The organism is Paraburkholderia fungorum (genome assembly GCF_902833645.1).
In the GTDB taxonomy this organism is placed as follows: Bacteria; Pseudomonadota; Gammaproteobacteria; order Burkholderiales; family Burkholderiaceae; genus Paraburkholderia; species Paraburkholderia fungorum.
The window spans coordinates 43,896-56,956 of sequence record NZ_CADFGE010000005.1; the positions used below are offsets into that span (position 1 = coordinate 43,896).

Annotated in this window: 12 protein-coding genes; 7 read left to right on the forward strand and 5 right to left on the reverse strand. The window is 57.3% G+C overall.

Annotated elements, in window-relative coordinates; translation table 11 throughout:
* Nucleotides 1-152: 152 nt before the first annotated feature.
* Nucleotides 153-1,013, reverse strand: a complete 861-nt coding sequence (locus HWX91_RS17355; protein WP_028197463.1) for an MBL fold metallo-hydrolase — start codon at nucleotides 1,011-1,013, stop codon at nucleotides 153-155.
* A gap of 86 nt (nucleotides 1,014-1,099) precedes the next feature.
* Here HWX91_RS17355 and HWX91_RS17360 point away from each other — a divergent pair, with 86 nt between their 5' ends.
* The 3 genes from HWX91_RS17360 to HWX91_RS17370 are packed head-to-tail and all read left to right on the forward strand — an operon-like array spanning nucleotide 1,100 to nucleotide 2,300.
* Nucleotides 1,100-1,417, forward strand: coding sequence for an ArsR/SmtB family transcription factor (locus HWX91_RS17360; protein ID WP_028197464.1), 318 nt, complete (start codon nucleotides 1,100-1,102; stop codon nucleotides 1,415-1,417).
* 15 nt (nucleotides 1,418-1,432) lie between these two features.
* Nucleotides 1,433-1,867, forward strand: a complete 435-nt coding sequence (locus HWX91_RS17365; RefSeq protein ID WP_028197465.1) for a YeeE/YedE family protein — start codon at nucleotides 1,433-1,435, stop codon at nucleotides 1,865-1,867.
* Between the two features lies 1 nt (nucleotide 1,868).
* Complete coding sequence (locus HWX91_RS17370) at nucleotides 1,869-2,300, forward strand: YeeE/YedE family protein (protein WP_025496692.1); 432 nt, start codon at nucleotides 1,869-1,871, stop codon at nucleotides 2,298-2,300.
* 1,608 nt (nucleotides 2,301-3,908) lie between these two features.
* Here the strand turns inward: HWX91_RS17370 and HWX91_RS17375 are convergent.
* From HWX91_RS17375 to HWX91_RS17385, 3 genes are all read right to left on the reverse strand, one after another.
* Nucleotides 3,909-4,091: a hypothetical protein gene (locus tag HWX91_RS17375; RefSeq protein ID WP_028197466.1), complete on the reverse strand. Its 183-nt coding sequence runs from the start codon at nucleotides 4,089-4,091 to the stop codon at nucleotides 3,909-3,911.
* 508 nt (nucleotides 4,092-4,599) lie between these two features.
* Nucleotides 4,600-4,923, reverse strand: coding sequence for a hypothetical protein (locus tag HWX91_RS17380; protein WP_052660753.1), 324 nt, complete (start codon nucleotides 4,921-4,923; stop codon nucleotides 4,600-4,602).
* Nucleotides 4,924-5,794: 871 nt separating this feature from the next.
* Entirely contained in the window at nucleotides 5,795-6,091 is a 297-nt protein-coding gene (locus tag HWX91_RS17385; RefSeq protein WP_025496695.1) for a DUF4148 domain-containing protein, read from the reverse strand.
* An 875-nt stretch (nucleotides 6,092-6,966) separates the two neighbouring features.
* Here HWX91_RS17385 and HWX91_RS17390 point away from each other — a divergent pair.
* From HWX91_RS17390 to phoU, 4 genes are all read left to right on the forward strand, one after another.
* Nucleotides 6,967-7,515, forward strand: coding sequence for a cytochrome b (locus HWX91_RS17390; RefSeq protein ID WP_028197467.1), 549 nt, complete (start codon nucleotides 6,967-6,969; stop codon nucleotides 7,513-7,515).
* Nucleotides 7,516-7,764: 249 nt separating this feature from the next.
* Nucleotides 7,765-8,427, forward strand: a complete 663-nt coding sequence (locus HWX91_RS17395; protein WP_028197468.1) for a response regulator — start codon at nucleotides 7,765-7,767, stop codon at nucleotides 8,425-8,427.
* Complete coding sequence (locus tag HWX91_RS17400) at nucleotides 8,424-9,827, forward strand: ATP-binding protein (RefSeq protein WP_042275415.1); 1,404 nt, start codon at nucleotides 8,424-8,426, stop codon at nucleotides 9,825-9,827. The genes HWX91_RS17395 and HWX91_RS17400 overlap by 4 nt, the downstream gene beginning before the upstream one ends.
* Before the next feature lie 1,115 nt (nucleotides 9,828-10,942).
* The gene (phoU, locus tag HWX91_RS17405; RefSeq protein ID WP_028197469.1) at nucleotides 10,943-11,650 is read left to right on the forward strand and encodes a phosphate signaling complex protein PhoU; all 708 of its coding nucleotides are present in this window, start codon (nucleotides 10,943-10,945) and stop codon (nucleotides 11,648-11,650) included.
* 170 nt (nucleotides 11,651-11,820) lie between these two features.
* Here phoU and HWX91_RS17410 read toward each other — a convergent pair whose 3' ends face one another.
* A complete protein-coding gene (locus HWX91_RS17410; RefSeq protein ID WP_028197470.1) occupies nucleotides 11,821-13,020 on the reverse strand; it encodes an MFS transporter in 1,200 nt (399 codons plus the stop codon).
* Between the last annotated feature and the right edge of the window lie 41 nt (nucleotides 13,021-13,061).

The window sequence follows — 13,061 nt, forward strand, 5'->3', positions numbered from 1 at the left end:
AAGCGAAAATGATGCGATTTCAGAAAGCCTTTGGCCGCGACACTTTAACCAGGCCGCGCAATTTCGTGCTTTTACCGGCGCTGCGGCGTTGTCTCCGTAGCTCAAACTGAACACTCGGGCCGCTGACGAGTCGGTGCTGAATAGCGTTCAAATCAGAGTGCGTTTAAGGGAATCTTCAGGTAGCGGGTGCCATTTTCCTCGGTAGGTGGAAAATCGCCAGCCCGTATATTCACCTGCACAGATGGCAGGATAAGAACGGGCATCGCTAGCGTTGCGTCGCGTGCTTCGCGCATGCTGACAAACTGCTCTTCCGTTACGCCGTCGTGCACATGGATGTTATGCGCACGCTGCGCGAGCACCGTAGTTTCCCACTCGGGTTTCCGGCCCTCGGGTGGATAGTCGTGACACATGAAGAGCCGGGTGTTGCCCGGCAGGTCCAGCAGCTTTCGAATCGACCCGTATAGCCTGTGCGCATCGCCGCCGGGGAAGTCACAGCGTGCGGTACCGACATCCGGCATGAACAGCGTGTCGCCCACGAAGACCGCGTCGCCAATCCGGTAGGCCGTGTCTGCGGGGGTATGGCCCGGCACATACAACGCTTTTGCCGTCAGGCCACCGATGGAAAACTCCTCGTCTTCGCGAAACAGATAGTCGAACTGGGACCCGTCTGCATGAAATCCGGGCTCGAGATTAAAAAGCTTCCTGAAGACCCCTTGAACGGTGCGAATGTGCTCTCCAATCGCAATCTTCCCACCGAGCTCGCCCCGCAAATAATGCGCCGCCGACAGGTGGTCTGCGTGCGCGTGGGTCTCCAGAATCCACTGCACGCGCAGGCCGCGCTGGCGAACGAACTCGATGACCTTGTCGGCATTCGTCGTTGAAGTGCGTCCTGCTTTGGGGTCGTAGTCAAGGACCGGGTCAATGACTGCGCATTCTGGATGCCCGGACTGGAAAACCACGTGCGTGACCGTGCCGGTGACCGGGTCGAAGAACGGTTGAACGATGGGCTGCATCCTGACCTCCTCAGATGCTACCCATTCTATTCATAAATAATCTATTATTCAATATAATATGTGTGTGTAAATTATAGGATGATGAGATGAGGAAGAGGTCCGCCCCAATCGACCTTTCGGTGATGCAGGCCTCGGCAGAGAAAGCCTGTGCGCTACTGAAGGTTCTGGCCAATCCTGACCGGTTGTTGCTGATGTGCCAGTTGTCCCAGGGCGAGTTGTGTGTGAGCGACCTGGAAGAACAGTTGGGCATACGTCAGCCCACGCTCTCCCAGCAACTCGGCGTACTTCGCGATAACGAACTCGTCGAGACCCGGCGAGAGGGGAAAAGCATCTTTTATTCCATCGCGAGCAAGGAAGCGATTGCGGTCATGAACGTGCTGTACGACCAGTTTTGCGCCCAATGAAAACGAGGAGGGCTCATGTCGATTGATATCGCGAGTTTCACGCCGGGCCTGTCACTGACTGGCGGCCTGGTGATTGGCGCCGCCGCCGCTGTGCTTGTTTTCTTCAATGGACGTATCGCTGGCATCAGCGGTATTCTCGGCGGCCTGCTGGGCACGCCACAGAAAGATGCGGGATGGCGTGTCGCTTTTCTTGCAGGGCTTGTAGGGGCACCTGTGCTGGCAGGCTTGCTTGGTAATCCGATAGCGCCCGATATCCAGGCTGGGTGGGGCGAAATACTCGCCGCGGGACTTCTTGTTGGCATCGGCACGCGTTACGCGAGCGGTTGCACGAGCGGCCATGGTGTCTGCGGCATCTCGCGCGGGTCCATCCGTTCGCTTGTCGCGACGGCAACATTCATGGCAAGCGGTTTTCTGACCGTGTTCGTGTCCAGACATCTGCTGGGAGGCTGAGATGGGTTTGCTCACCGCGTTACTGTCCGGGCTCCTGTTTGGCGTCGGCCTGATGGTGTCCGGCATGGCCAATCCGGCGAAGGTGCTGGGATTTCTCGACATCGCTGGACGATGGGACCCGTCACTCGCATTTGTGATGCTCGGTGCGATAGCGGTCGCCTCCATTGCCTTCCGGTTTGCAAAACGGCGAAAAAAATCGCTGCTTGGGTTGCCCGTGCAGATTCCTGCCGGTACTACCGTAACGCGCAGACTTGTGCTGGGAAGCGCGATATTTGGCGTGGGCTGGGGGCTTGCGGGGTTTTGCCCGGGACCAGCGCTAGTCACGCTGGGTGCTGGCTTTCCCAAGGCGTGGGGCTTTGTCGTCGCGATGCTAGCAGGCATGGCCATCTTCGAGCTGGTTGAGCGCGTGAAGCTGAGACGGCAGCCAACCTGAGTTGCTGCTGTGCATGCGTCGAGGGTTGTTGTTCTGTCGGGGAGCCGTGGCCTTTGTTCCTTCTCTGGAAGTAGGCTATTGCCTTGCTTCCAGTCGTTCGGCCTGCATGCAGACATGTCCGCTGTCGAGCCGCGGGTCTTACAGCATTTGCCGACATCTCACGTTCGCTAACGAGAAATTCCCGCTCACCGGTTGCTGCCCGGTCCCTTGCTCTCCTGTTAAGAGGCTGCTTGCCTTGCTGCAATTTGGGTGACAAACGCTCGTGCAATGCCGAACAGTTTCCCGCAAATGTTATGAACATTTTCCGCGGACAACCGACATTGCGCGTTCGGTTCGTTGAACGGCACACGCGGCTGGTTAGCAAGGGACAAAAAGTGCGCGACCTGAAGTCCCAGGCGTAAGCTCTGAATACGTGACATCGGCGCACATACTCGCGCACGCCCTTGAAACGATTGCTACAGACTTCGGACGTCGAGCGGCCGCGCCGTGTCGGTTATATTTTAGGCGGTTCGGACGAATGTTTTTCGGGCAACGTGCTACCGGCACTCGATACCTTTGAGTTGGTCGGGAGGCGGCCAAGCAAGCGCTGTAGCCGCTCAAGTTGCGTTGGCGCGAGCCCCGGCGTCGCACATGCCTGAAGAGCACGGCCGCGCCAGTAAGCCTGAACAAAAAGAGAGTCGGCGCCTTCTGCGCATAAGACCTGCTCAATATCGGCGATTGCGGCGTCGACGTTCTGGAGTGTGTAAGGACTCGCGCTCGCAGCATCTCTTGTATGGGGGGCTTTCATGGCATTCTCTCAGTAGCAACTGCTTTCCTGTATGACGGACATGCATCGTTGTTTGCGAGCACCGCGCCGACAATTTGGCTTCCGTCAACTGATGCGTAAATTTCGATGATTGCGAATAAGCGATGGTGAGGTCCCCGGCCGCTTGCGAGCAATGAAAGAATGTCGCGGGGCCAAGGGACAACGACGTTAGTGCCGGATGACGTTGAATTGCGGCTCACAAGACCCCATCGCTCGCTCCAATTGTTTCTGTAGACCGGATACTCACCCCCCTTGCTGCACGTACCGCCGAAAGTAAAAGCGGACCCGGCGGGAACCGGGTCCCAACTGTCGGCACCTTGTCGGTCGGCAAGGTTCGACTCCCCCAACTTCGGACCTGCTCTCCCGTTTGAACGGACGGCTGAACACGCCTGACTGCGTCCACTTTCAGCTTGAATGCATGCGCCGCAATCACACGTATATTCACCAGGCCGCATCCGCGGAATCTGACCAGGTCCAACCCCGCAGCATTACCGCGCTACGTTGCGCTGCGACACATCGTGATTTTCGTCGGGTTGTAGTCCAATCTATGAAAGTAGGCTTAAAGCAGACTTAAATCGGGAATCAGTGTAAACGCGGGGAGAGCGCGCTCAAGCTGAAAGAAGTGCTACGGCATCGGGTGCTCAGGCAACCCGTTACTGCCGGCACGCACGCTGGTCCGGCAGTAACGGGTTGCGCGCAGTATCTGGACGCATTCTTTGGACGGCCTTGCGATTGCACTCGCGGGTCGTGTGCAAGCAATACGAAATGTTGCCGCCCGTTCAATTCGCCCGCGAGTCGATTGGCTAAGATTCAGGCGGCAATCTGTCTTCAAACAGCGTGCAGGCGATTATGCCGAGCGCTGCGAGCATCAGATACATGATATGTAGATGCTGATGCGACGCGAGTCCATAAGTGCCATACGCCATGGCGACGATGCTAAGCGCGCTAGGAATCACGCTGACGACATCTGAATCTTTGGAACTCATCGCATATCCAGCCATAAACCAACGGCCTTCCTGGCCGGGCGGCAGCAAGTCAAAGGGACGGTTGACCTGTCGCTGTGGGTAGCGGAAGCATCCGTCCCTCGTGCCACTCGTCGGGCAGGAGTCCGAATCCCCGGCCCAGCACACTTCTTCATGCGCGCAGTGGTCAGCATTTCTGTCTAACCAGCGATAAGCGCTAGTTCGATATTCGACATTCAAGACCCAACATGGTTGCGCCGCTCGCGTTGCGATAGCCAGCAAAACAGCAAGACTCGGGGCACCCTGTTGACTGCGTCGCGCTACACAGCCGGCTTCGCATGGGTCGTGTCGGCAGTCGGCTATGTTGCTGCCGATACGGCTGACGCTGCCATCGGCCCCTGCGGATACCATGCGGGATGCTGTGGCGGTTATTGCGTCGGTGATGGAGCGACGTAAATTGACGTCAGGATTGCTGGCGAAACTATTTTCTTTTTGGCACATTGCGGCGCCGTTTGCTGCTGTGGGACGTCACCTATGCGAATGACACTGCCTCCTCGAAGAGTTCCGGGAGCATCTGGTACGCCGGGCTGCTTACGCCAAATACCAGCCATTGCCGCATGGGCTCCCGGTCGTATGGTTTGAATTGGGAGCAGCCAGGGGTTTCCAGTAGCGCGGTTACTCGATTTTCCGGTAGCCTGAGCAGTATCTGGTTGTCGTAGACGCCGGCGACCATCGTTGTGCCCATAAAGAAGCCCGGACACCAGAACATTGGGCCCTCGTGCACGTCGTCGTATCGACTGGCTATTGCTCGCAACGAGGCGAACGGGTCGCCGGGGTCCTGATTCGGCTTGTGCATCGCATGTCCTCATCGAATCCGGCAGCGCGATTACCCGTGTCGCTCCGCATCCGCGTCACGCACCTTCAATGAGCTGCAAACGTGCATGCTCCGATGATTGCGGCGAGGCATACCAATCGACCCGTGGAGACCTGTCGATTGTGACGTGTATCAGTTAGCGTTGAAGTCCGCTGTTCAGCTGGCATCATGATGGTAGGAGTTTCAACGAAGTCCCCGGAATGTGCGTGGTCGCGGTAGTCCTCTTGCGGGCGCCCGTATCCGTGCACCATTTTCGAAACGCCTGTCACGTAAGGAAATCTCAAGCTCTGCCGCCACGAATTGGCTGTTCTTGGACGATAGGCAAGTGGTCGAAACGGGCAACCAGTAGCCGAACCTTGATTATTCTCAGCTCGCCGACGGGCGTTGCGGATATGGCTGGCGACGCATGTGCGGTTTTAGGCGCGCGAACATTGGACGACAGCGCCGGGGTCGAAAGCTTGAGATTGCTGCGCTCTATTGCAGGCAGGCGCGCATAGCATCTACAGGCCGCATCGGCGGTGTCCGTCCTGCATCAAAAAAACGCCGCCGGTACTCTGACGGCTCAACAGGGGGGATATTTTGGAATGCTCGCAGAGCAAAATTAAGCCAGCCTTAAAACGGCCCCTGCGTTGAGCATGTTTTTCAGATTTTCGGATTTCTATATGGTATTCGGATTGCGACAGAGGGCCTCAATGCGGACAGGACGAATGACGTCATGCCACGCTATAGTGGGCAAGGCCTGCCACAAATCGATTGAGCGCGCCGTGCCGCGTGCGATTAAGCAATGCGGACACTCCCTTGCTGCAATGGGTACGTTTTTGTGGCGAACGTCGAGCGCGCAGTCACCCGCAGGTTAGTGATGAGAATACAACGAAGGTCTCAAAGCCATCGCCGGACTGACTGTTTGCGACGAACCGCTGGCAGTTGGGCCGTACCCCGAGATGTCGAATGCCGTTGCGGTTTTTGACGACGCAGGAGCCGTTTTTGGATATTGCGAATTTGATTGATGTATCAGGCCTTCCTGCTCGGCGGTGACGAGCTGGGCGCGTACTTCTGCACGCGTCAAGGGGCCGTTCGTTTGCTGAGCGAATGACATTACCGGAATGGCGAGAGCGGACGCAAAGATGATGGCAGATACAAGCGTTTTCATTGATGGTTCTCCAAAAATATTTGGTCGGTCGGCAGGCTTGGGCGCATGTCGTTGTCTGGACGACAAACTTGGCGGGGGGAACTTCTCCCAAAGCTTGCGAGTGACCAGTTTTCATACGGACCGGTGCACCATGTTTCGTTATGGTCCCTGTGACGGAACCATCGGCTCTTGAAATGTTTGTCTGTCCGTCAGCCTTGACGGCAGCGAGAGGCATCATTTGCAACGTGATGCCTGTTTGTGGCGGGCTCTGACGTTTCGTCTAGTGCTTGCGTTCAGAATAGGCAGATATCCTTAACTCCTCCTTAACGCGAATTCGGCGTTGGACGCACGCTAACGCATCAGGTGATGTCGAATGGATAGCGAAGGTGATGTCGTCGCATGTGCCGTCTGACTGCGGGCCGGCTCCCGCACCTCTGCCTTTGCGCTGACAGGTTCTGGGGACACGAAAGCTCACAACGCAAGACGGCCTTCCTCGCGTCGAATGCCAATGAGGCCAACGCTATCTCTGAGCGCCAGACGATATCTGCCCGTCGCCGAGAGCAGACGCTTTCAGCTGAACACGTCGCTCATCGTGCGACAGCAGATTTTTTTCGAATCCTTTAAGTATCCCTTAAGCCCAATGCATGCAGCATCCTGTGGGCGTGACCTCACGCCAGCGGAAAGAGCGTGATGGTGTCGCCTGTGCTCGATGCTGTGAGAACAATTGGCGGGTTGGTTATCACAAGCTCTTGTGACTAAGTTTCCAGGCGGGTCGGCGAAGCGCACTTCCCATTCACCGTGTCACGGCCATTCTGTCGTGCGTTCGTGCAGGAAGAACCCGCTGTTCGAACGTCCGACGCGACGCCTTCTTTTCCCGGTTCTGATTCAGTCAAAAAATGAATACTCAAAACACAGTAAGCTTCCGCGACACGCCGGCCCGCTACGACGCGGTTTCGCGGGTACTTCATTGGCTCAGCTTGCTGCTTCTGGTGACGCAGTTCAGCCTTGGATGGTTGATGCCGGACGCTGATTCAGTGAAGACCCCGGCTGGTCTGGTCGCATGGCACATTGGCATCGGGACGTCGCTTCTGGCCATATTCGCCGCAAGGCTTGTATGGGTTGCAATGCGCCGCTCGCCAGGCCCCGTTGACCAGCATGGCGCACTCCGGTTTCTGGCGGCGGCGGTTCACGTTTTGATGTACTCGCTTCTGTTGCTCGTTCCCCTGCTCGGATGGTTAAACGCGAGCGGCCGAGGCTGGGCCGTCAGGTTAGCCGGCGTGTGGGATATGCCACAGCTTGCGACGCCAGACTCATTGGGTGCGTCCATCGGCGAGTGGCACAGCGCAAGCGCCACGGTTCTTCTAATACTGATTGGGTTGCACGTGTTCGCTGTTCTCGTGCATCAAATCGGATTCAAGGACCGCCTGCTCCGACGCATGCTGTAGGTGCCGCGAAAAATTGCCTCGAAGTCTGATGAAACTCCGATCTTTCGCTGACGCTGCTCGCCGTTGTATCGGACGGAGCGATGCGCGTTTCCGCGCCTGGGCATCCTACGACAGCCCGGCTGTCGAATCCCCGACAGTTTCTGCGTTCGGGACCGTTTGGGCAGACAGGCTGCATGCGTCCGACTCCGCCCCCGCATAAGAAAACCTTAAGCTCGCGTGATGCACACTCTTCAGTCGAGGAGACCACACATGCGCTTACTAATAGTCGAAGACGACACGATGATTGCCGAGAGCGTTCTTGACGCATTGCGGGGTCTCGGTCATGCAGTCGATTGGGCAGAAGATGGTCGAGCAGGGGAACTGGCACTCGCAAACGACGTGTATGACCTCGTCCTGTTGGACCTGGGACTGCCGAAGCAGGACGGCCTGACCGTTCTGAGAGGCTATCGAGCCAGCGGCGGAAGCGCCGCGGTCATCATCATGACGGCGCAGGATGCGGTGACCGACCGAATCTCGGGGCTGGACGCTGGTGCCGATGACTATCTTATCAAGCCATTCGATTTGAATGAGCTGGCTGCTCGGGTGCGTGCCCTGCTTAGGCGACGCGCCGGGAAATCCCGACCCGTGTACGTTCACGGTGCGCTCACACTGGATGAGGTCGCGCACGAGGTCACGCTTCGTGGCGCAGCCATCCCACTGGTCTCCCGCGAATTCAGTTTATTGCGCGCGCTTATCGAGGAGCCAGGCAAGGTATATAGCAAAGCAGAGTTGGAGGAGAAGCTCTATGGCTGGAACGAGGAGGTAGAGAGCAATACCATCGAGGTACACGTCCACAATCTCAGAAAAAAGCTCGGTGCTGAGCAGATTGTAACCATTCGAGGTATCGGCTATCGACTGGCGGGGACAGTATGAGGTCGGTGCGCACACAACTCCTGGTTGGCCTGATTTTGGGGCTCGGTGCAATGAGCGCTCTTGCGGGATACGGCATCTTCCGAAGCGCGCTGGAAGAGGCGAACGAGCTATTTGACTACGAACTGCGTTCCGTCGCCATCTCTTTGCCGCAGTCGGTGGCCGATACAGAATTGGCGAATAGAGAGTCTGGCGACTTCGAGGGATTACAGGATGACCGCGTCGTCATCCAGATTTGGGACGCGTCAAACCATCTGACCTATGAATCGCTCCCAAGCGCAAAGCTGCCACGCCAGCACGCGGGATTTCAGTCCATCGAAGTGGGTGAGCGTCACTATCGGGTTTTCGGTCTACAGCAGGCTTCCCGTTTTGTTCAGGTTGGACAGCCCATGTCCGTCCGTGACGAGTCGGCATTGACACAGGCGTCAAGGACGCTTTGGCCATTGTTGGCGATTCTGCCACTTGAAATCGCCCTGGTCTTGCTGGTTGTGAAGCGAGCGTTGCGGCCTGTGAATATCATCTCCAGGTCTTTGGCAACTCGTTCGATTGAAACGTTGGCACCCATCGATATGGCCAATGCCATACCGATTGAAATCGAGCCGCTGGTTGAGGCATTGAATGACCTACTGGTACGTCTCGACAGTGCATTGCATGCGCAGCGCGTTTTCGTTGCGGACGCGGCACATGAACTTCGAACTCCGTTGACGGCGCTGAAGCTCCAGATTCAGGTTGCACGACGGGACCACGCGAAACTGAGCGACGAGGACCTGCTGCGCAAACTGGAGGAAAGGGTGAATCGCGCAATCCATCTCGTCCAGCAGTTGCTGACCCTTGCGCGTGAGGATGCCGAGGCCAGCGCGCGCGCGGGACATGTCGACCTTCGTCGTGTGGCTGCCCATGTAGTCGGCGAACTCTCCGTGCTGGCAGAACACAAGGGAATTGACCTGGGTCTGGAATGTACTGGTCCTGCGGCGATGGAAAGCCCAATCGTCGTGAATGGAGACGAGACCTCACTGACAACGATGCTCACAAATCTCGTCGACAATGCCATTCGGTACACCTCACCTGGCGGGCAAGTCGATGTTCGACTTTGCGCGAGCGATGCCGAAGTAACGCTGGAGGTTGTCGACAACGGACCTGGCATACCGACGGCCGACCTTGAGCGCGTGTTGGACCGGTTCTATCGTGCAGGAAATACAACTGGACAGGGCAGCGGGCTGGGGTTAGCCATCGCAGCAAAGGTGGCGGCAAAGCATCACGCTGAGCTCTCTGTGCTCAATCGAACGGATGGGCAAGGGCTCAAGGTCTCTGTAAGCGGATTGCGCCGTGCTCCTGCAGACAGTCCGCCTGCGGCGCGGTCATCAAGTGCGCGCCTCGAGCCGAGCTGGCATCCACACACATGACCACCTGCGACGAGCAATGCAGGCCTCGTCCGATGCTTGTCAAAGTTGGGTAGTAACCGACGCCCGATTTGCCAGTTGTACCCTCTACCTGTAAGTGCGAAGACATCCACGTCGGTTTTCGCTTCACGACGGCTTAAGGTCTCTCGCCGCAGACTGTCCTTGTCGGTACCGAACTTTCCGGTTCATGTGTTCGGTACCGTTTTGAAAGGCTCGAGCGTTCGTCGGGCGGTCAACAAGGAGAGTCAAATGAAATCCAGTGGCCTTTGCGTCTTTTCGACGATGGCGCTATTGCTTGCAACTACGTATGCAAACGCAAGTCCCGCCATGAGCTACACCAAACAGGTACGCCTTCGTGATGGAAAGACGGCAACGTGCATTGTCAATGGACATGGGCCTGAAACTTTGACTGGGGCCGCGATATCCACACTAACGACCGCGGAAAAAAATGAAGCGGAAGTTGATGCCATCGCCCCGTTACGCGGAAATCGGACTCAAAAGAATAAATATCCTGACCCGGTGACCGCGCCGCGGGTAGCGTGCTCGTGACCGATGCGATGCACCCGGATTGCGCAGTTCCGGACGATGACACCTTGCCGGATAGCCAAAGCTCAAAACTGGGGCTACCTGACGCGCCTTTTTTGCCAATGTCGAAAGGCGCAGCCCTTCAGAGCGTTTCGTCACTGCATAAGCTGCCCTTAAGGAGAGGCTGCTAATTTTCGCGCAGGCAGGGCGGTAGCGGAATTCCGTTTCTGACGTTCGAGACGCTCGCATGTCGGGCTGTTTCATTTGTTCGACCACGCAGGTGGTTATCACCGCTGGCGAAGCTCGGCTCAGTCACGTTTCGAGCCGAAGGAGCTATGCCATGACCACCTTTCTCGGGCCTGGAAGCGATTCCGGGCCTTCTTTTTCGTACCAGGCGCGTAGGCGTTGTTGCCTATGTCGAAACGTAGGCATACGCTAATACGGTTGCGAGCGCTATCGTACGCGTCGAGCTTGATGACCTGGCATCCGTCATGCATCGAAGTCTGGTGCGAGCGGGCAGATTTTCCGAACCCGATACGATACTGCAGGCAACTGCGGACCATGTCGCTGGTCGCCTCGGCCGGGGAATGAACATGTCGGACAAGCATATTTTGAGAAAATTTGATGTCGACCTCAACCTGCTCTCAAGCCGGTTGCTCGAAATGGGCGGCCTTGTGGAGTCACAGATCGCGCTCGCTATCGAGGCAATGAACACGTTCGATTTGTCACTTGTTGAGCAGGTCCTTGAGGGCGAACGTCGGCTCAATGCGATGGAAATAGAAACCGACGAAGAAGTTTGCAACATCATCGCTCGTCGACAGCCCGCCGCGCGTGACCTGCGACTCCTGATGGCCACGTCGAAGTGCATCACCAACCTTGAGCGTGCAGGTGACGAGGCCCGGAAGATTGCAAAGCGGACGCGCCGCATTGCCATGGAAGCTAATGCACGGAGCATCAACATCGCTGAAATCAAGGTATCCGGCGAAATGGCCTTACATATTCTTCGGAGAGCGCTGGATGCATTTGCGCGGATGGATACCGTTGCAGCAGCACAGATTATCCGGGATGACGAGGCCATCGATAACGAGTTTCGAGCCTTCGTACGCAAGCTCGTCACGTACATGATGGAAGATCCTCGGACAATCTCGATTGGACTGGACTACCTGTTTATCGCTAAAGCCATCGAACGTATTGGTGACCACGCGACCAATATCGCCGAGTCGGTTGTCTATGTGGTTAGCGGCACCGATGTTCGCCATGTACCCCGAGACCAGCCTGGACGCGACGCTTCTGGCAGGTGAGGCCTGGCAAGGATAGGCGACGTGCGTCACTTTTTGATTGGCGAAGTATCTGGAATACAGCTGTACAATGTCGCGCGAATCGAAATCTCATGTCGCGCGCAGACTCGTAACGACATCGGCCCCACCTGGTCCGGTGCAACGTTCGCCTCTATGGTCCTCCAGAAAGCGCGCTATCGGCGCAATCCTGCGCCGATAGCCAGAGCACACAGGGTCAGCAAACAAAACCCTGCTCCCGCGTAAAACGTCGCGCTCGCTCCGAACCGGTCCCACAGTTCGCCTGCGACTAAACTGGCGACCAAGGTCACGAGACCGGTCATCAGGTTGAACAACCCAAATGCAGTGCCTTTGAGGTCCGAAGGTGCTGCATGTGCGACCATCGTCGCCAGCAGACCCTGTGTGAGCCCCATGTGCAAGCCCCAAAGCGCGACGCCCAGCAGCACGGCCGGCCACTGGCTTCCGTGGGCAAGCACGATATCCGATGCGAAGAGCACTACGAGGCCAACAGCCAGAAGCCAGTTGTGGCTCATCGAGTCGGCAAGCTTTCCAGACGGATAGGCCGATACCGCATACACGACGTTCATCGCGACCATCACGAGAGGCACCAGTGCCACCGGTATACCGCCCTGCATGGCGCGCAGAACAAGGAATGCCTCACTGAACCTCGCGAGCGCGAACACTGCGCCGATGAACACGACTCCCCAGTAGGGGCGACTCAGCTTCCGCAGATTTTCAAGCGTCAATGGGTTGACGCGTTTTACGCCAGCGTGGCGCGCAGGTTCGCCGATACCAAATACCAGTAATGCCACGGCGACAAGACCCGGAATCACGGCTACCCAGAACACTCGACGGAAGTTGTCCGCCCACAACAGCATCAATCCGACGGCCAGCAACGGGCCAAGAAAAGCGCCAACCGTGTCGAGTGATTGACGCAGTCCGTACGCGGCACCACGCAGATGCGTGGGCGTGATGTCAGCCACGAGCGCATCGCGCGGCGCGCCTCTCACGCCTTTCCCGATTCTGTCTGCAACACGCACGGCAAGCACGATGCCTGCCGTCGGCGCGAGAGCGAACAGTGGCTTGCTCAACGCCCCTATGCCGTATCCGATGACCGCAAGCCATTTCCGGTTGCCGAGGTAGTCGCTCAGTGCGCCGGAGAACATCTTCACGATGGGTGTTGTGGCTTCTGCGACGCCTTCAATCAGGCCGACCATCGTTGCGCTTGCACCCAGACTCGTCACCAGGAACATCGGCAGAAGGCTGTGAACGGTTTCCGACGAGATGTCCATGAACATACTGACGAAACCCAGCATCCAGATGCCACGGGGGATTTGGCGTAGTGTGCTGCTGCTCGGCGCGGGTTTGGTCTGCATCGTTTCTCGATGTAGCAAGTGTCAGATTTAGCAGCGGTGGG

Bases quoted from the DNA above. Each gene is read 5' to 3' on its own strand.
- HWX91_RS17385 (WP_025496695.1), bottom strand. From the start codon at position 6,091: ATGAAAACGCTTGTATCTGCCATCATCTTTGCGTCCGCTCTCGCCATT.
- phoU (WP_028197469.1), top strand. From the start codon at position 10,943: ATGTCGGACAAGCATATTTTGAGAAAATTTGATGTCGACCTCAACCTG.
- HWX91_RS17390 (WP_028197467.1), top strand. From the start codon at position 6,967: ATGAATACTCAAAACACAGTAAGCTTCCGCGACACGCCGGCCCGCTAC.
- HWX91_RS17410 (WP_028197470.1), bottom strand. From the start codon at position 13,020: ATGCAGACCAAACCCGCGCCGAGCAGCAGCACACTACGCCAAATCCCC.
- HWX91_RS17375 (WP_028197466.1), bottom strand. From the start codon at position 4,091: ATGAGTTCCAAAGATTCAGATGTCGTCAGCGTGATTCCTAGCGCGCTT.
- HWX91_RS17355 (WP_028197463.1), bottom strand. From the start codon at position 1,013: ATGCAGCCCATCGTTCAACCGTTCTTCGACCCGGTCACCGGCACGGTC.
- HWX91_RS17400 (WP_042275415.1), top strand. From the start codon at position 8,424: ATGAGGTCGGTGCGCACACAACTCCTGGTTGGCCTGATTTTGGGGCTC.
- HWX91_RS17380 (WP_052660753.1), bottom strand. From the start codon at position 4,923: ATGCACAAGCCGAATCAGGACCCCGGCGACCCGTTCGCCTCGTTGCGA.
- HWX91_RS17395 (WP_028197468.1), top strand. From the start codon at position 7,765: ATGCGCTTACTAATAGTCGAAGACGACACGATGATTGCCGAGAGCGTT.
- HWX91_RS17360 (WP_028197464.1), top strand. From the start codon at position 1,100: ATGAGGAAGAGGTCCGCCCCAATCGACCTTTCGGTGATGCAGGCCTCG.
- HWX91_RS17365 (WP_028197465.1), top strand. From the start codon at position 1,433: ATGTCGATTGATATCGCGAGTTTCACGCCGGGCCTGTCACTGACTGGC.
- HWX91_RS17370 (WP_025496692.1), top strand. From the start codon at position 1,869: ATGGGTTTGCTCACCGCGTTACTGTCCGGGCTCCTGTTTGGCGTCGGC.